Genomic DNA, 15,230 nt, shown 5'->3' on the forward strand with positions numbered 1-15,230 from the left:
TGTACGGATTCGTTCACTTTATCGGTTGGTCATCCCTGGCCTCGTTATACTCCGCGGATTGAATCGTGATCATTTCCGGTGAAGTGGTGGCAATGAATTTTTGGTCGCTCGATTTGCGCACCTTAGCCCTCAGTTTATCAAACTTTGGATCTGCCGGGAGATACGTGGAGTGAGCCGGATTTCTGGAGAGTATGGCCTCCGTTTCTTCCGAGGTAAATTTACGCTGGGGAGGGGCGTCGCCTTCCCCGATCAGCCAGAACATGATCATGCTGCATTTCCCTTTCCAAAGGGTTGCCACGACCCGGAGGCCGTCCTTTTCAAAGGAGAGCGTGTCACCACTACCCTTGGCATCGCCGTAGCGCTTAATCAATTCCTCCTTGGATTCCCCAATGTTGGCGGAGACAACGGTAGAGAAAAGGAGAAGCACGAGCATCGATTTCATGGCAATAAGGTCTCCGGTTGAGGTGGATCTTACCTGCTAAGCTTCCCGCAGCGCCACCAGGAAGTTGCCGGGTCGAGGTGGCGGAAGCGGAACACGGCGAGGGCGATGGCAATGATTCGCGATGGTAATATCGCCGCCGGATTCCATTCCGCCCTTTGCACAAGCGCCGGCGACGGAGCCGCTTTCACCGGCGAACTCCGACACCAGCCATTCCCATGCGACTCCGTCCCATTCCTGCCCCAGTCCGTTCATTCCTGAAGCGCCAATGGACCGAATGGCGGTCCACGATTCTCTTTGCCGTCTTCGTCCTCACGCCGGTGAAGTCCAGTTTCGCGGACATGAACTGGGTGCCCACGGGGTCGATGAATCCCACGATCCTCGAGGGCGATCTGGTGTATGTGGACAAGCTTGCGTATGACCTGCGGGTGCCGCTGACCTACCAGCGGATCGCGAAGTGGCAGGATCCGGCGAAGGGCGATATCGTCGTCTTCTTCTCGCCGAAAGATGAGATGCGGATCGTCAAGCGTGTGGTCGGCACTCCGGGCGACGTGATCGAGTTGCGGAACCGCACGCTGTTCCTCAATGGCAAGCCGCTAGACTACGGCCCCTTGCCCGCGACGGAATCGGCTGGCCTCAACCCGGCCCTCGCTTCCCGCTCCGTGATGGCCGAGGAGGATCTCGCCGGCGCGGAGCATGCGGTGATGGCGATCCCCGGCTTTCCCGGTGCGCCCACCAGCTTTCCTCCGGTCACCGTGCCGGCCGGCCACTACTTCATCATGGGCGACAATCGCGACAACAGCGCGGACTCGCGCGATTATGGCATGGTCGAGCGAAAGCGCATCGTCGGCAAGGCAACCTCGGTGCTCGCGTCCTTCGACATTCTCGACAAGTATCAGCCGCGCACCGGGAGGTTCCTGAAGTCGTTGCGGTAAGGAGTCGCGTCGTGCCTGGCTTCGATAAGGGGTGTCGAAGTTCCGTCGACTCGGTGTGGATGGATCGTCCACACTCCTTATGGGGCTGCGCCAGATAAGCCCAAGAACCCGGGATGATCGCTGCTCCTTACCGATTCAACACGAAGAACCCCGCATTGAGGTAGGTCGCGTAGCACACCCACAGGAGGTAGGGCACGAGCAGCGCGGCGGCGAGACGGTCGAGGGGGCGGAAGCGAACGATGGTGACGATGATGGCGACGATCAGCAGGGCAATGACGACGAGTGCGGCGGCGAGTTGATGGGCGCCGAAGAAGATGGGCGTCCAGACGAGATTGAGGAGGAGCTGGATGAAGAAGGCCGTGAGCGCGGTGCGCTTGGCGGGGCCGGCGGGAGCGCGGTGCCAGACGAGGGCGAAGGCGATGCCCATGAAGGCGTAGAGGACGGTCCACACCGGGCCGAAGACCGCATTCGGCGGGGTGCCGGGTGGTCGTTCGAGGGCGGCATACCAAGAGCCGATGGATGAGGCGGTGACGAAGCCGCCGACTCCGCCGAGGATTTCCATCACAACAATGCTCAGGACGATTTTGACCCAGAGAGGCATGGTCGAAGTTGGCCGGGGTTGCGTGTCTATGCAATAGAGAGATTCTTCAGCCGCTCCGGGCTCCTTGTCGGGAAAGTGCAGGGCTACCAGCGTGGGCCATCCGATAGCTCACGGATGGCCCGGTGAATGAGGTGAAGGATGAGGCACAGCACCACAATCATCCCGATCACGAGCGCGAGCGCAATCTCACCGGGATACGGTCCCGTCAAGCCAAGCAAAGTCGAGAGGCCTGCGAGCGCCACGTAAGCGATGCGCCGGCTGGACGCCCGCTGCGAAAAATCCGGGCGCTGGCGGAAGTTGGCCAACTCGATCACTCCTCCCAGCAAGAACCACATCATGGCGCAGTCGATGACATTGTACAGGATGCCCAAAGGAATGATGTCTCCTCGGATCGCAATGCTGACCGCCGCCATGATCACCAGCACCCAAGCGAGGATGGCTGCGGTCGAGAAGCGCGGCGAGGCATCGCTCAATCCCCGGCATCCCAAAGCGACGAGAATGTAGCCGAGGAGGTCCGGCAGGACGTCGATCTGGTTGACCTGGAAGTCGAGGACCACCAGCAGCAGACCCCAGAAGATTTGGATGAAGCGAGTCGCCATGGGTTCGCGGTCACGGACATTCTAACAATCCCGACAGTGGCAGTGCGGGCGGTTACCGCTAGTCCAATCACGGAGTCGAAATACACTTGTCGCGTTGGCAGGTCCGGTGCCGGACGGGCATTCACCGCGGCAGAGAATTTCCCCGCCTCACCGCTGCCGCCGCTCGATGCCGGGTGGGAGCTGCGGTTGCTTCGGGGCTGGGGCGGGTGCCGTTGTGCGTGGTGCTGGAGCGGGGTTGGTCGCTCCGCCGTCCTCGGCGGGAATCATCGGCATCTCTCCGCTGGCGGATGTTGTTCGATTGCCAGGCACTACCGGCACATTGAGGGCGAGATAGACCTTCTCCGGCACCGGGCTCCGCTGCCATTCCAGGGTGGTGGCGATCTGTGACCGCAGGTCCGCCATTTGCTTCTTCACCGGTCCCGATCTCAGAGCAACCATCATCAGGGCGGGCTTCGGGCCTGATTCTTCGAACTTCAGGATCGTGTCACTGGCTGCGTCCAGTCCCTTGTCGATCGCCTCGACCGCCGAGGCATTCTCGCCCTTCTCGATCCTGGCGCGGGCGATGGTCAGGAAGACCATCGTCGACGTGAGTTCCGCCCGTGCTCCCAAGGAGTGACCTTTCGCATGTCCGACGAGATATCCCAGCAGCGAGCACCCCGGGCACAACACGCACAATACTATCACCAAGAAAGCCTTCATCGATATTGATAATCTGGAAAGATGCTACGATTCGCGTGAGAAACGATCCAAGCGAATTATTCCGCGCCCATCCTCGCGGCTCAGGCGCGGCGCTCGCGACCACGGGAAATGCCGCCGCCAGTAGCAAGGGAAGCCAAAGTCGGGGATGCCGGGTGGGTTTTCATGGCGATGATGAGTCGCCATGAAGAGCGGGTGGAGAAGGTGCGGACCATCATCCATGACACGGGCCCATGAGGAATCTCCGGCCAATGGAAGCCGGAAGAGGATAGACCCGTTCGGTGGGAACATGGCGTTTGGCTTCATCCGCCCTGCCACGTCGCAGAAGGTCATGCACCTTGGTCACGGCAGGCGTGAGATCTTCGATCTTGAGAATCCATTCGTCGACAAACGTGCGAATGAGGTGGCGACTGATCCCTATCTGGATGCTGAAATGATCCGATGCTGCGCCTCGCAGCGTGCGCTCGGGATCCCATTGTACATGAACCTCGGCATCCTCGAATTGGCGATGCCAGTCCTCCCGTGACCGATGGGCCTTCGGCTCGTAGGAAGTAAGGACCGCCTTGCTGAGTGCTTCCTCCCAACCTTTCCGGGAGATGGTCACCGCCAGCGTCCTCTCCTGGCCGCTCTTGCTGCCCCAATTGCTCCGGTGCATGAGCCACAGGAACGACGGCTTGATCCACGTCATCCGCCCGAAGGAAAACGGCTCGACGAATCGTTGGGCCGCCACCGCCGGGCCGGCGATGGCGGACGAGTAAGCCTGATAGACCACGATGCCTTCTCGATCGAAGGCGGCGCGGATTTCATGTTTGGATGGCATCGGATGATTGGAGCGATGTTTCAGCCCTCCTCCGCCAACCGGCGGGTGGCGAGCATCAGGATGGCGGCGGTCGCGGAGGCGACGAGGGTCGCGATCCACAGGGTGGCGGGGTTGAATTGCCACATGGCGATGCCCAGCGAGGGACCGATCATGGTGGCGGTGCTCCAACTGATGGAGGAGACCCCTTGATAGCGGCCGCGCATTTCATCCGGGGCCAGGCCGGCGATGTAGCTGTTCGCCACGGGCAGGGCGACCATTTCACCGGCGGTGAAGACGACCATGCTGATGACGAGCAGCGGCAGGCTGGCGCCGAACGCATTCAGTCCCATGCCGAGGCCGATGACGGCATAGCCGGCGGCCATGGCGTGGACGGGATGAAAGCGCCGGGTGTAGCTGGTGAGCGGCAGCTCAAGGAAGACGATGAGGATGCCATTCAACGCCATCAGCAGGCCATAGGCGCGCTCGTCGAGGCCGGCGCCCTCGGTGGTTTGCAGGCCGTAGCTGCTGCTCATTTGCCAGAAGACGATGCCGATGAGCAGCGAGGCGCCGGTGGCGAGCATGAAGGGCGCATTGCCGCGCATGTGCTTCAGCGCATGGGTCCAGCCGCCCTTGACCGGAGTGGCAGTGAGGGGCCGTGGCTTCAGGCCGAAGAGCACGGTGAGCCCGAGGATGATGGTGGTCGCCGCATCCGCGATGAAGAGCGCCATGAACGATTGCTTGGCCATGAAGCCGGCGGTGGCCATGCCGGCGGCGAAGCCGAAATTGATCGCCAGCCGCTGGCAGGCGAAGGCGCGGACGCGAAGCTCCGGCGGGATCAGATCGGCGATCAGGGCTCCTGCGGCGGGGCCATACATCGCGGTGAGCAGGCCGGTCATGAAGGTGGCGCTCACCAGTGCCGGCACGCCGTGGGCCTGCGACAGCACCATCATGAAAAGTGCCGCCCCCGCGCAGGAGATGAGCATGGTCGGCTTCCGCCCGAGGCGGTCGGCGAGGTAGCCGCCGATCGCTCCGGCGCACAAGGCACCTGCGCCGTAGGCCGCCATCACGAGCCCGGTGGTCTTCACGTCGTGCCCCTGCTGGCGCAGGTAGATGGCCATGAACGGGATCACGAAGTGCCCGAAGCGGTTCACGAGCGTGCCGCTGAAGAGGATCCAGTACTGGCCGGGCAAGGCGCGCAGGTCTTGCCACAGCGTGGTATCGCGGGTCGGGTTCGGGTTCGGAGTCGGGTTCATGGGGCGCAAAAAAAGCCCCGTCAGCCGGTGCGGCGGACGGGGCGAAAAGGGTTCTGGAATCTCGGTCTATCCCATCACGATTTCATCCCGCCGCACGCGGTAGCCTTTGCGGTTTTTCGCAAAGAACGGGCGGACGACGACGAGAGTGGATTGCCACATCCCCGCGATCTGCCCGGCGCACTCGAGGTGCGATAGGGAGCGTTCGTGGGTGGATGCCGGATTCATCGAGTGCTGCGGACAGTGTTAGGCGGGGAGGCGGGAGTCAATCCGGATCTCGGTGATGCGGGGCGACCGCGCGTGGAGTTTTTAAAAACCGTGAATGGACGCATGAAACATGGCCCTATGTCGGCAGCGCGCGGTGGGGAAAGTGGCGGGCATTTTAAAATTTCAGGAATCCCGAACTTGTCCTAGAGTAAATTTTAAACTATTCCCCAGCGCGTGAACTCTCCGGTCCCACCCCGGTGGATGCGTTTCACCCCCATCGCTTTCGCCCTTCAAGCCGTTTGCCCGCTGGCAGCCCAAGTGATCGTCTCCTCTCCCGCGGCGATCACCCATCATGTGCAGATCCAACCGATCCGCGTGAAGAAAACCAACGGGGTCGCCGCGACCACGTTCGGAACGGGGACCACGGAGACCTACATCAAGGACCAGATCAACCGCGTCTGGGCGCAGGTCGGCGTGCAGATCACGTGGCTGCCGATGGTGGATTACACGAACAACTTCGCCTACGATGGCGCTCCCACCAGCTACGCCACGACTGTCCGGCCGGACACGCATCTGGAAGAGATCGTGGATAGCGCGGGGGTGCCGCCGAAGAGCGGGAATGCAATCGTGCTGAATCTTTTCTTCGTGGAGGTCGTGCCGGGCTTTGCCCAAAGAAACGACAATACGGCCAACGGTCTCGCCTTCGTGGATTCCAATGGGATCACGATGCACGTGGGCACCGAGCTGCTGACCTGGCAGGCCGGGCGGGACGTGGTCGCCTCGGTGGCCGCGCATGAGATCGGCCACAATCTGGGGCTGATCCACGCAGAGGGTCAGCCCACCAATCTGATGAGTTCGAACGGGACCGAGGATCGGCTCACAAGTGCGCAGAAGACGACGATTTTCGCCAACAGGTCCGGCACCGACAGCTATGAATTCCTCCAGCAAGCGGCGACGAGCAGTCACTACCAGCAATGGGCGGCGACTCACGCGGTGACCGGCGGGCCAGAGGATGATCAGGACAAGGACGGCATTGTAAACGTGATCGAATTCATGCTGGGACTGAATCCCAAGGTTTTCAGCAAGCTGCCCACGCCGGTCGTGGGAGCCAATGGACTCACGTGGACCCTGGCGAAGAATGCCAACGCGCTGGCGGATGGGCTCGTCTATCGCGTAGAGAGCGGCAGCGGCGAGACGTGGCTGACTGCCGGAACCGCCGGCAGCGGAAGTACGGTGGTGCAGAACAATGCGACCTCACTGGTGGTGCGCCTGAATTCGGGCGGCGGCCGGCGCTTCATGCGGATGAATGTGGATGTGCCGATGGCGCTGAGTTCGGGTGCGGCCGCGGCGGCGTTCTATCCGCCAGAGGAAGAGCCTGCTCCGCGGGTGGTCTCGGATTGCGGGCACGCGGGCTGCGGGATCCACACGGTGGCACCGTAGCGGAAGCGTGGCCGATGCTTCTTCTTGTAGCGGAAGCTCTGCGAGCTTCCGGCGGGGCGGGGTGTGAATGGAGGTCGCGGACTTGTTTGCTGCTTCGGGCCTCTCCTAACGAAACGACGAAGTCGTTCCGCTACATGTCCGCTACGCGAGGAAGCCGAGCGGTCCGGTGGCACCGGGCGTGAAGAAGTTCCCGGCATTCGGCAGGACCAGATGCAGGCTCGAAGGTGGCACGCCGAGCCATAGGGCGAGTTCGGCGAAGTATTCATCGCAACTCGTTGTCGGGATCAGGCGGCCGCGGCCGGTATCGAGTGGGTTGATCTCCGTGCCGCTGTCGGGATTGAGGGCGAGGCTGGGATACTGGCCGTAGATCTTTCTGCCGCCGACGCTGCCACCGAGCACGAAGTGATTGCCGCCCCACGCATGGTCGGATCCTCGGTCATTGCTGGTCAGCGTGCGGCCGAAATCGGAGGCGGTGAAGAGCACGACTTGGTCCTGGATCTGAAGCTCGACGAGTGCCCGCCAGAACTCGCCGATGGCCTGGTCCACACCCGCCAGCATGCTGAGCTGCGATGCCAGGGTTTCACTGTGGTGGTCCCAGCCGCCGAGCTGGACGAAGAAGGTCTGGCGGACCGCCTGGAGCTGGCCGCGACCCATGATGGCCTTTGCCACCTGGCGGAGTTGGCGGCTGAGCGGATTGCCATTGGTAAAGGTGGCCGCGGGCGGCAGCGATGGTGCCGTGGCGGCGGCATACATGGCGTAGGCATCCTGCGCCACGCGCCGCTTCTTCTGGAAAGTGTCCTGCAGCAGGTGGCTATACTGCTGGGCCAGCATGCTATCGACCGCGGTGCTGGCGGCGTTGGTGAAAGTACTATTGACGTCGTAGCCAGCGTTGTAGCCGGTGAGCGGGGTGGCACCGCCGCCGGAGCCATCGTTGTAGCCCGCGTTGACCGCGTATTCCGCGCCGGTCACGCCGCTCTGGAAGACATTGCTGCCGTCCACGGAGATATTCATCGAGACCGCCTGGCCGGGATTGATGTCCTTGATAAGGTCCATCATGCGGCCGGCCCAGCCGATGCCGGTGCGGCTCTGCGGGACGCTGGTCTGCCACTGCTCGATCTGGTCAGAGTGGGAGTAGAGGCCGAGTGGCAGCCGCTTCGATGCGGCGATGACCTCGCCGCGGTTGAAGACCGGCTCGATCAAGGTGCCCACGTTGGCGACGAAGGCGGCATCGCCGGCCTCGAAGCGCGCGGCCAGATTTGGCATCGACGGATGCACGGCGAAGGTGCGGCCCGGTGTATTGGTCGGGTGGATTTCGCGAAGGCCCGTCAGCGGGAGCGCGAGATTGCCCCGGCTATTCACATACTCCGTGCGCGAGTTCGCGTGGGTGGAGGACGGGCCGCTGTAGGGGGAGAGCAGATTGAAGCTGTCGTTCCCGCCGCTGAGAAACAGGCAAACGATGGCGCGATACTCGCCGGCAACGGGCGGTGCCGCATTCGCGATCGAGCTGGCGAGACGCAGATTCAGCAGCGTATTCAGCAGCGGGATCGAGCTGACGGCGGAGCAACTGGCTTGGCCGAGGAAGCGGCGGCGCGAAGCATTGTGGGCTTTCATGGGTGATCGCGAGAAGAACGATGACGCCGGGGGACCGCCGTGAGGCTTATCTCAGAATCGCCGGGACCTGTCCACCCGAGGATGGGCCATCGTTGTTACGACAACGAAACGTACGAACTTGGCGAAATTGGATAATGGCAGGGAAGGCCGGGATTCGAGGGGATTTCAGATTTTCGCGTAGGTTCGCCCTTTTCGTTGTCCCCTTGTCCCTTTTCTCGCGATCGCGGGTGTTCCGGTGGGATTGCTGGTCGCCTTTCCCATCGACATCCCCGCACTGGCACATTGTCCTTCAGGCGATGTCTCTTCCGTCCTGGGCCACCGAGATCGTCGCGCGCTATGAAAGCGGCGCGGCGGGGCAATTCATCCTCCACGGCAATGTCGCCGACCGCATGCTGTTGCGCCTGCCGGAGGGACCGAAGCTCGGGCGGCTCACGGACTATTTGTTAGACGTGCTGTTGCCGCGCTTCCAAGTGGTGCTGAGCTACGATCCCGGCTTCGGGCTGCGCGTCGAGCGGGGGAAGGAGACCTTTGCCGATTGGCCGGCCTTGAAAGAGATCGGCGAGTTGCCATCGCTGCCGCTGCCCGCGATCCGGGCGATTGCCCGCTTTCTCCAGTATGCCCGCAATCTGCGCGCGGTGGGAGCCAAGCCGGTGACCGTGGCGGTGGTGCTGCGGGATGCCCAGCTCTACGTGCCGGTGCTGCCGCAGACGATGAACCATGAGCTGAGCGCGATCGCCTCGCTGATCCGCTCGTGGGGTGGTGACACGACCTTGGCGGCGCATGGGCAGGCGGTGTTCCTGGTGGCGGACCGGATTCACAGCCTCCACCCGCTGGTCGCCACGAATCCGCGGGCGGCGGAGATTGAACTGCCGCTGCCGGATACCGCCGAGCTGGCGGGCGCCATGCAGGTGCTGGCCCCCGAGTGCCCGAAAGCATTGCCGGCGGATGCGGATTTCCCACGTATCGCCGCGCGGCTGGCGGGGACATCGATCGCGGCGCTGGAGGCTTTCCTGCGCCGTCGCAATCACGCCGGTACGCCCTTGGTGGATGCGGATCTCGGGGAGCTGCGGAAAGCCTTGGTCGAACGCGATGCAGGCGAGCTGATCGACTTCATCGAACCCGATCGGAATCTTGAAGACGTGATCGGTCTGGAGGGCGTGAAGACGAGGCTGCGGCAGGACCTTTTGCTGTGGAAGCAGGATGAAGTCGCGGCATTGCCAATGGGCTATCTGTTCTGCGGACCGGTCGGCACGGGCAAGACCTACCTCGCCGAATGCCTCGCCGGGGAAGCCGGGGTGCCGGTGGTCACGCTGCGGAATTTCCGCGACCGCTGGGTGGGTTCCACCGAGGCGAACCTGGAGAAGATCTTCGCGCTGCTCCATGCGCTCGGGCGCTGCATCGTCTTCATCGATGAGGCGGACCAAGCGCTGGGCCGGCGCGCCTCCGGTTCGGGCGACTCCGGAGTTTCCAGCCGCGTTTACTCGATGCTCGCCGCGGAAATGTCCGACACGCGCAATCGTGGCAAGATCCTGTGGGTGCTGGCCTCGAGCCGGCCGGACTTGATCGAGGTGGACCTGAAGCGTCCCGGCCGCATCGACGTGAAGGTGCCGATCTTCCCCACCGCCACGGCGGAGGAGGGGATGGTTCTGTTAGGCGCGCTGTGCAAGCGACGTGGCATCCCGCTCGATGACGCCGCGAAGACCGCGCTGTTGCCGCTGGTCCCGCCATGGCTGACGCCCGGTGCGGCGGAGGCGCTGGCGGTGAAAGCCTATCGCCTGACAAAGACCGGCACGCCGTCCCCGCAGGAAGCGCTGCGCGCCTGCCTGCAAGGCTATCTGCCGCCGGTCGATCCGCTCATCATCAAGGCGCAGATGCGGCTGGCGGCGGAGGAAGCGACCGATGCCGAATTCGTGCCCGCGGAGGTCCGCCGCTATCTCGACGCGACGTGACGCCGGAGCACGAACGGTTCGCGGAACTGGCGACGAGGTCCTTGGAATCATCGCCGGAACTCCGGGAGGAAGCGCATGCCGAGGTGCTGGGCCGGCTGGCGCATGGCGGTGGAGCAGGGGAGATCCCGGAGGCTGTCGTGCGACTGGAATCGAAACGGCCACGGTCTCCATGGACGTTGGCGTGCTTCGGGGTAGCAGCGCTAGTCGTTCTGGGCCTGTGTGCCGGTTGGCTGGGACGGCAAGCGGTGGCGGAAGGGAGAGTTCTCCAAGGGGTCATTCATTTCGGATCGAGCCTCGAGCCCGATGACGACCTGCTGCGCGAGTCCTTGGACCCAGCGACCCGTGACTTTGTTTTCGCGGGGATCGGCTCGGACCTGGAGGCGGCGAAGAATCTCGAACGGCAGTGGGAGCTCCATCCCGATGAACTCGGGATCTACGAGGAACTCATTCACCGTCGACTGGCGGCAAATCAAGGCCTGCCGCCGGATTTCGCGGAGACGTGGCGACGCCTTGAACCTGACAACGGTCTGTGGCCCTTCCTTGAAGCGATCGGGAAGCACGAGGAATGGAGGAAGGCACCGCCGGCAGGAGAGACGTTTTCCCGGGAGACGCTCGACCTGCTCCGGCAAAGCGCCGCGGCACAGCGATTCGAGCCTCACTTGCGGGAACTCCGGTCGCGCCGGCTGGCGATGCTGGGGCCGACCGAGACCTTGGCGGAAGAAACCCGGCTGTTCCTGTATTCGATCTCGGCCCTCTGGGTGCCGACGACGCGCCAACAGCACGGAACCATCCTCACCCTCACCAAGGCGGCGCAGCAGGCAGCGGCGGAAAAGAACGCGGAGGAACTCACCGCTCAGATCGCGTCCTGGGAGGGCTTGGTCGGCCGGCTGGGGGCAAACGGGACCACCTTGCTGGATCTGATCATCCCGGCAATCAGTTGGAACGACACCGGCAAAGCCATGCTTCAGGGGAGTCGGGACCTCGGCCTGCATGAGCAAGAGGTCCGGCTTGATGATCTCCAGAAGCAGCTCGCGGATTACCAAGCGGCCTATCGTCATTCCACAAGGAATGCGCGGCCGATGAGTTCACTGGCCCGGGTGATGGCAGTCGGAGGGCCCAAGCTGGGCCTTGCCGATGATGAGACCCTCTTCGAGCCCGGACGACGGGTCGAGTACGCGGTGGTGGATCGGATGCTTGGCTTGGCCGCGGCCATCGTGGTGCTGCTTTTCTTCGCCGGTGCGGCCATCGAGAGCTTCCGGCGCGGTCGCCGGATCAACGGCTTGGCGGATGGCCTGGCGCCGTTGTTCCGCCCGGCGGATCTTTTGTGGACCTTTGGTCTCGGGATCGCCTTGCCGGCGCTATGGTATGTCGGGATCGCCCGATGGACGCCCATCGGGCTGCGCGACATCGGGATGACCGAATATCATCCGCGGCCGATTTTGATCCAAGCGGGCGCGGCGCTGGTGTTCGCGATGTTGATGGTGGTCCAGACCGCACGGTGGAGGCTGGTGGCCCGGGCCGGGTTCCTTGCGCTGCGACCGGCTCGTCCGTGGATCGGTTGGACGATGGCCGGGGTCGCGGCGGCGGTGATTCCTGCGGCCGGAGGCGTGCGCTGGTTGTCCGGAAACGAGGAGCGCTACCTGTGGGCGGTGGCAGCCACGGGGGGCTTGTCCTTGCTGTGGCTGCTGTGGGAGGCGGGATCGGTGGTCTTCTCGTCCCGCGATCAGTCGCTCGGTGGCGTCTTGCTCTGCCGTCGCTTGATTGCGCCGTTCACGATGCTGGCGGTGCTGCTGCTTGCTTCGTGGGCACCCTTGAGATCCACCGAGCGCCACTGGCACGCCCGCGACAAGGTCACCCGCGCGGACCGGGAGCGGGGCGGCCTGACCCTACGGGAAAGCCGCATGGTCGATCACATTCGCGAGCGCTTCCACAAGGCGTTCCCTGAAACGAGCGGCACCCGCTGAAAAACTACTGCCCCGAGAGCGCGGCGAAGAGCGCCTGCATTTCCTCGTCCACCAGATCGCCGGAGACGAGTGTCCGCGAGATTTCCTCGCGCAGGCGATGGCGGTAGCGCTTCCGCAGCCGGTGCACCGCCACCCGGGCCGCGCCTTCGGTCATGCCGAAGTTTTCCGCGATCTCCGCGTAGGCGATGCGGCTGCTGCCCATGCCGAGGAATTGCTTCCACCGCGCGAAGTCCTCTTCCTCTGCCTCCAGATCGGCCAGCACCTTGTCGAGCAAGGCCATCGCCCACTCGAGGTCATACAGCGCGTCCGGGCTGCGCGGATCCGCGGGATCGAGCGCGAGCCCCGTCTCCGCGTCGCGCCGGTCGATGGAGATCCGTGTCGCGAAGCCGCCGCGCTTCTGCCGGTGGGCGTGCCGCCATTCATTCGCGAGGTAGTGCTTGAGCGAGCCTAACAGGAATGCCCTGAACCGCCCGCGGTCGACATCGGCATGGCGCAGGCTCTGGCCTTCCCACAGGTGGGCGAAGAAGCCTTGCACCAGGTCCTCCGCATCATGCTCGCCGTGGCCGAGTCGCCGGACGTAGCGGTAGAGCGGCGGCCAGTAGATGCGGAACAGCTCCGCCAGCCCGTCGCGCGCCCGTGCCGGATCCTCCGCCCCCGCGTCGCCGACGAGGGTCCAGCGGGTGGTGGCGAAGAGTGAGACGTGGGATCTTTCCGCGGCCATGTGATCCCCATCCTAACGGGAATCCGGTGCCGCGTTACACGCGAATGTTGTCAGCTGCTCACGGATAGCGCACGTGCCGCACGGTGAGTCGGCTCAGGGCAAAGTCGCCGCCGTAGTCGTTCCAAAGCTCCAGCGTCGAGGGCATCGCGCTCGCTTCGGTGTCGAGCTCGGCCAGCGTTTCTCCCTGGGCATTGGTGCCGGCATGGAGGGTGATCTTTCCCGCCGCGGGATCGTAGCGCAGCGTGAGATCGTGGGTGTCCAGGGCGGACAAGCGGGTCAGCTTGGACTCTTTGCCAGCGACATCGTCGCGCAGGCGCCAGCAGTGGTTCTCGCGGGCAAGGGCGACCACCGAGCAGAGGCGCTTGCCGTTTGCATCCTTCAGCGTGATCCGCTCGATGCCGCTGCGGCGGGTTTTCTTGTCCGCCATCACGGCGGGGGGGGTGGTGGTGAAACTCGCCACCCATACCTGCCGACCATCGCCTGGCGGAAGGTCGGTGAAGACCGCTCCGAGGTGGCGGAAGCCGCCCGATGTATCGAGCCGTCCTCCGCCTGCGGTCATGATGCCCTGCTGCTCGACGACGTTCCACGGTTTGCCCGTGTCCGGCTGCTTGCCGGCGAGCACGGTGTCCGGCGGCTCGCTGAAGTCGTCTTCGAAGATTACCCGCTCGACCGGCGGTGCTTGACGGAACGCAAGCCGCTCCGCCGCGGCCCGCCGGGTCGGCCCGCCATCACGCCACGAGGCGGATTCACCGGCGGAGAGCACGAGCGTGTCCGTGCCCGGCCGCTTGATTTCCACGCTGCCGCCCAGCACGTGCACGTCGCACGATCCATCGTCCAGCGCGCGGATGCCGAAGTCGGTGCCGACATGCCGCACGGTCGCGCCAGCCACCTTGACCTCGAAGCCCGGGCTATCCGCCGCCGCGCGGAAGAAGGTCCGGCCACGCCGCAGCTCGAGGTCGCCGTCGTTGCTCGTCAGCCGCAAGCTCGCTTCGCCATCGATGCTTGCCTCGGCGGAAGGATTCAGCCGCACGACCACCATGCCGTTGTGGACGTCGAGCATCTCACCCTTTTTCCAGAAGTTGGAGGTGGCCCCTTTTCCGTCGATGAGGAAATGGCTGTCCGCAGAGGCGGTCATGGTCACCCGCGGCGTGTTCGCGTGGATGACCATGGCCGTGAAAAATCCGGCCACCAGCACGGCGGCGAGGGCCAGCAGCACCTTGCCGATCTTGCGCCGCCTGACCGTCGGGACGGTGACCACCTTGGCGTGCGCGGCCAGATAGTCCGGCATCTCGTAGGTATCCACGAGCATCTGGTCGGTGCACAGCAGCGCGTAGTAATCGCGCCGCGCTGCGGGGTCGCGCAGCAGAATCTCCTGGAGCCGGGCGAAGTCCTCCTTGCCGATGCTGCCGTCAACCAACTCGTGGATCAGCGGCAAGGTCTCGCTTGGCCGGCTCATGAACTCCCGGGTTGATGAAGTTGGCCCTCGATGCAGCGCCGCAATCCGGCCCGGAGCTGATGGAGCCGCGCCTTGAGCGTGCCCACGCTGCGGTGGGTGTCATTCGCCAGTGTCTCCAGCGAGCCGCCGCTCCAGTAGCGGTGGCGCAGCAACACGGTGTCCTTCGGGGTGAGCTTGGCCAAGCAGTTGGAAAGCGCGGCCCGGCGTTCGGGCAACTCGTCCACCGTCTCGGCGAACTCGGTGGCGAAGAGGTCGAAGAGCTTGTCGTCGAAATTCACCAGCGGCGACTTCCGCTGCTTGCGCAGGTGGCTTTTCACCTCGAGCTGCGCGATCTGGAAGGACCAGTTCTTAAAGCTGCTTCCCGGGCGGAACTTCTCGCGCTTTTTCCACAGCACCATGTTTACCGCCTGCCGGATGTCATACGCCGCGTGCATATCGCCGGTCAGCGCGCGGATAAAATAGAACAGATCCATCTGACAGCGGGTCAGTTCGCTCACGAATTCGTCGAGATTCTCTTCGCTGGAGTCCATGGCTGCCTGGGAATGCACGGTCCATGCCGGGCC

General features: G+C 64.0%; 15 protein-coding genes. 4 read left to right on the forward strand and 11 right to left on the reverse strand.

Annotated elements, in window-relative coordinates; translation table 11 throughout:
• Positions 1 to 13: 13 nt before the first annotated feature.
• Complete coding sequence (locus tag OKA05_RS07580) at positions 14 to 442, reverse strand: hypothetical protein (RefSeq protein ID WP_264486518.1); 429 nt, start codon at positions 440 to 442, stop codon at positions 14 to 16.
• A gap of 215 nt (positions 443 to 657) precedes the next feature.
• Here OKA05_RS07580 and lepB point away from each other — a divergent pair, with 215 nt between their 5' ends.
• The gene (gene lepB, locus OKA05_RS07585) at positions 658 to 1,374 is read left to right on the forward strand and encodes a signal peptidase I (protein ID WP_264486519.1); all 717 of its coding nucleotides are present in this window, start codon (positions 658 to 660) and stop codon (positions 1,372 to 1,374) included.
• A gap of 127 nt (positions 1,375 to 1,501) precedes the next feature.
• Here the strand turns inward: lepB and OKA05_RS07590 are convergent, their stop codons facing one another.
• The 6 genes from OKA05_RS07590 to OKA05_RS07615 form a co-directional block, all read right to left on the reverse strand.
• Positions 1,502 to 1,975 (reverse strand): TspO/MBR family protein, encoded by a 474-nt coding sequence (locus OKA05_RS07590; RefSeq protein WP_264486520.1) that lies wholly within the window; start codon positions 1,973 to 1,975, stop codon positions 1,502 to 1,504.
• 83 nt (positions 1,976 to 2,058) lie between these two features.
• Positions 2,059 to 2,574 (reverse strand): hypothetical protein, encoded by a 516-nt coding sequence (locus tag OKA05_RS07595; protein WP_264486521.1) that lies wholly within the window; start codon positions 2,572 to 2,574, stop codon positions 2,059 to 2,061.
• Positions 2,575 to 2,721: 147 nt separating this feature from the next.
• Positions 2,722 to 3,273, reverse strand: a complete 552-nt coding sequence (locus OKA05_RS07600) for a hypothetical protein (RefSeq protein ID WP_264486522.1) — start codon at positions 3,271 to 3,273, stop codon at positions 2,722 to 2,724.
• 211 nt (positions 3,274 to 3,484) lie between these two features.
• Positions 3,485 to 4,090, reverse strand: coding sequence for a DUF4291 domain-containing protein (locus OKA05_RS07605; protein WP_264486523.1), 606 nt, complete (start codon positions 4,088 to 4,090; stop codon positions 3,485 to 3,487).
• A gap of 20 nt (positions 4,091 to 4,110) precedes the next feature.
• Positions 4,111 to 5,322, reverse strand: a complete 1,212-nt coding sequence (locus OKA05_RS07610) for an MDR family MFS transporter (protein ID WP_264486524.1) — start codon at positions 5,320 to 5,322, stop codon at positions 4,111 to 4,113.
• Between the two features lie 66 nt (positions 5,323 to 5,388).
• Entirely contained in the window at positions 5,389 to 5,547 is a 159-nt protein-coding gene (locus OKA05_RS07615) for a hypothetical protein (protein ID WP_264486525.1), read from the reverse strand.
• Between the two features lie 240 nt (positions 5,548 to 5,787).
• Between OKA05_RS07615 and OKA05_RS07620 the strand changes: the two genes are divergently transcribed.
• Positions 5,788 to 6,966 (forward strand): zinc-dependent metalloprotease family protein, encoded by a 1,179-nt coding sequence (locus OKA05_RS07620; RefSeq protein WP_264486526.1) that lies wholly within the window; start codon positions 5,788 to 5,790, stop codon positions 6,964 to 6,966.
• Positions 6,967 to 7,107: 141 nt separating this feature from the next.
• On the opposite strand, the gene OKA05_RS07625 is transcribed toward OKA05_RS07620, so the two are convergent.
• Positions 7,108 to 8,577 carry a DUF1501 domain-containing protein gene (locus OKA05_RS07625; protein WP_264486527.1) on the reverse strand — a complete coding sequence of 490 codons (1,470 nt, stop codon included), beginning with the start codon at positions 8,575 to 8,577 and terminating at the stop codon, positions 7,108 to 7,110.
• 296 nt (positions 8,578 to 8,873) lie between these two features.
• Between OKA05_RS07625 and OKA05_RS07630 the strand changes: the two genes are divergently transcribed.
• A complete protein-coding gene (locus tag OKA05_RS07630; protein ID WP_264486528.1) occupies positions 8,874 to 10,526 on the forward strand; it encodes an ATP-binding protein in 1,653 nt (550 codons plus the stop codon).
• A complete protein-coding gene (locus tag OKA05_RS07635) occupies positions 10,523 to 12,490 on the forward strand; it encodes a hypothetical protein (protein ID WP_264486529.1) in 1,968 nt (655 codons plus the stop codon). The genes OKA05_RS07630 and OKA05_RS07635 overlap by 4 nt, the downstream gene beginning before the upstream one ends.
• A 4-nt stretch (positions 12,491 to 12,494) precedes the next feature.
• Here the strand turns inward: OKA05_RS07635 and OKA05_RS07640 are convergent, their stop codons facing one another.
• From OKA05_RS07640 to OKA05_RS07650, 3 genes are read right to left on the reverse strand one after another with little or no spacing between them, the layout of a single operon-like run.
• Positions 12,495 to 13,211, reverse strand: coding sequence for an RNA polymerase sigma factor (locus tag OKA05_RS07640; RefSeq protein ID WP_264486530.1), 717 nt, complete (start codon positions 13,209 to 13,211; stop codon positions 12,495 to 12,497).
• 58 nt (positions 13,212 to 13,269) lie between these two features.
• A complete protein-coding gene (locus tag OKA05_RS07645) occupies positions 13,270 to 14,667 on the reverse strand; it encodes a FecR domain-containing protein (protein WP_264486531.1) in 1,398 nt (465 codons plus the stop codon).
• On the reverse strand, positions 14,664 to 15,197 hold the full coding sequence (locus tag OKA05_RS07650; protein ID WP_264486532.1) for a sigma-70 family RNA polymerase sigma factor: 534 nt from the start codon (positions 15,195 to 15,197) through the stop codon (positions 14,664 to 14,666). The genes OKA05_RS07645 and OKA05_RS07650 overlap by 4 nt, the downstream gene beginning before the upstream one ends.
• Positions 15,198 to 15,230 lie beyond the last annotated feature (33 nt).

The sequence above is a fragment of the Luteolibacter arcticus genome (assembly GCF_025950235.1).
GTDB classification, from domain to species: Bacteria; Verrucomicrobiota; Verrucomicrobiia; order Verrucomicrobiales; family Akkermansiaceae; genus Haloferula; species Haloferula arctica.

What these genes read in the sequence shown, in the direction of transcription:
- OKA05_RS07640 (WP_264486530.1), bottom strand. Translation starts at nt 13,211, where the DNA reads ATGGCCGCGGAAAGATCCCACGTCTCACTCTTCGCCACCACCCGCTGG.
- OKA05_RS07625 (WP_264486527.1), bottom strand. Translation starts at nt 8,577, where the DNA reads ATGAAAGCCCACAATGCTTCGCGCCGCCGCTTCCTCGGCCAAGCCAGT.
- OKA05_RS07605 (WP_264486523.1), bottom strand. Translation starts at nt 4,090, where the DNA reads ATGCCATCCAAACATGAAATCCGCGCCGCCTTCGATCGAGAAGGCATC.
- OKA05_RS07580 (WP_264486518.1), bottom strand. Translation starts at nt 442, where the DNA reads ATGAAATCGATGCTCGTGCTTCTCCTTTTCTCTACCGTTGTCTCCGCC.
- OKA05_RS07600 (WP_264486522.1), bottom strand. Translation starts at nt 3,273, where the DNA reads ATGAAGGCTTTCTTGGTGATAGTATTGTGCGTGTTGTGCCCGGGGTGC.
- OKA05_RS07650 (WP_264486532.1), bottom strand. Translation starts at nt 15,197, where the DNA reads ATGGACTCCAGCGAAGAGAATCTCGACGAATTCGTGAGCGAACTGACC.
- OKA05_RS07620 (WP_264486526.1), top strand. Translation starts at nt 5,788, where the DNA reads ATGCGTTTCACCCCCATCGCTTTCGCCCTTCAAGCCGTTTGCCCGCTG.
- OKA05_RS07615 (WP_264486525.1), bottom strand. Translation starts at nt 5,547, where the DNA reads ATGAATCCGGCATCCACCCACGAACGCTCCCTATCGCACCTCGAGTGC.
- OKA05_RS07610 (WP_264486524.1), bottom strand. Translation starts at nt 5,322, where the DNA reads ATGAACCCGACTCCGAACCCGAACCCGACCCGCGATACCACGCTGTGG.
- OKA05_RS07645 (WP_264486531.1), bottom strand. Translation starts at nt 14,667, where the DNA reads ATGAGCCGGCCAAGCGAGACCTTGCCGCTGATCCACGAGTTGGTTGAC.
- lepB (WP_264486519.1), top strand. Translation starts at nt 658, where the DNA reads ATGCGACTCCGTCCCATTCCTGCCCCAGTCCGTTCATTCCTGAAGCGC.
- OKA05_RS07630 (WP_264486528.1), top strand. Translation starts at nt 8,874, where the DNA reads ATGTCTCTTCCGTCCTGGGCCACCGAGATCGTCGCGCGCTATGAAAGC.
- OKA05_RS07590 (WP_264486520.1), bottom strand. Translation starts at nt 1,975, where the DNA reads ATGCCTCTCTGGGTCAAAATCGTCCTGAGCATTGTTGTGATGGAAATC.
- OKA05_RS07595 (WP_264486521.1), bottom strand. Translation starts at nt 2,574, where the DNA reads ATGGCGACTCGCTTCATCCAAATCTTCTGGGGTCTGCTGCTGGTGGTC.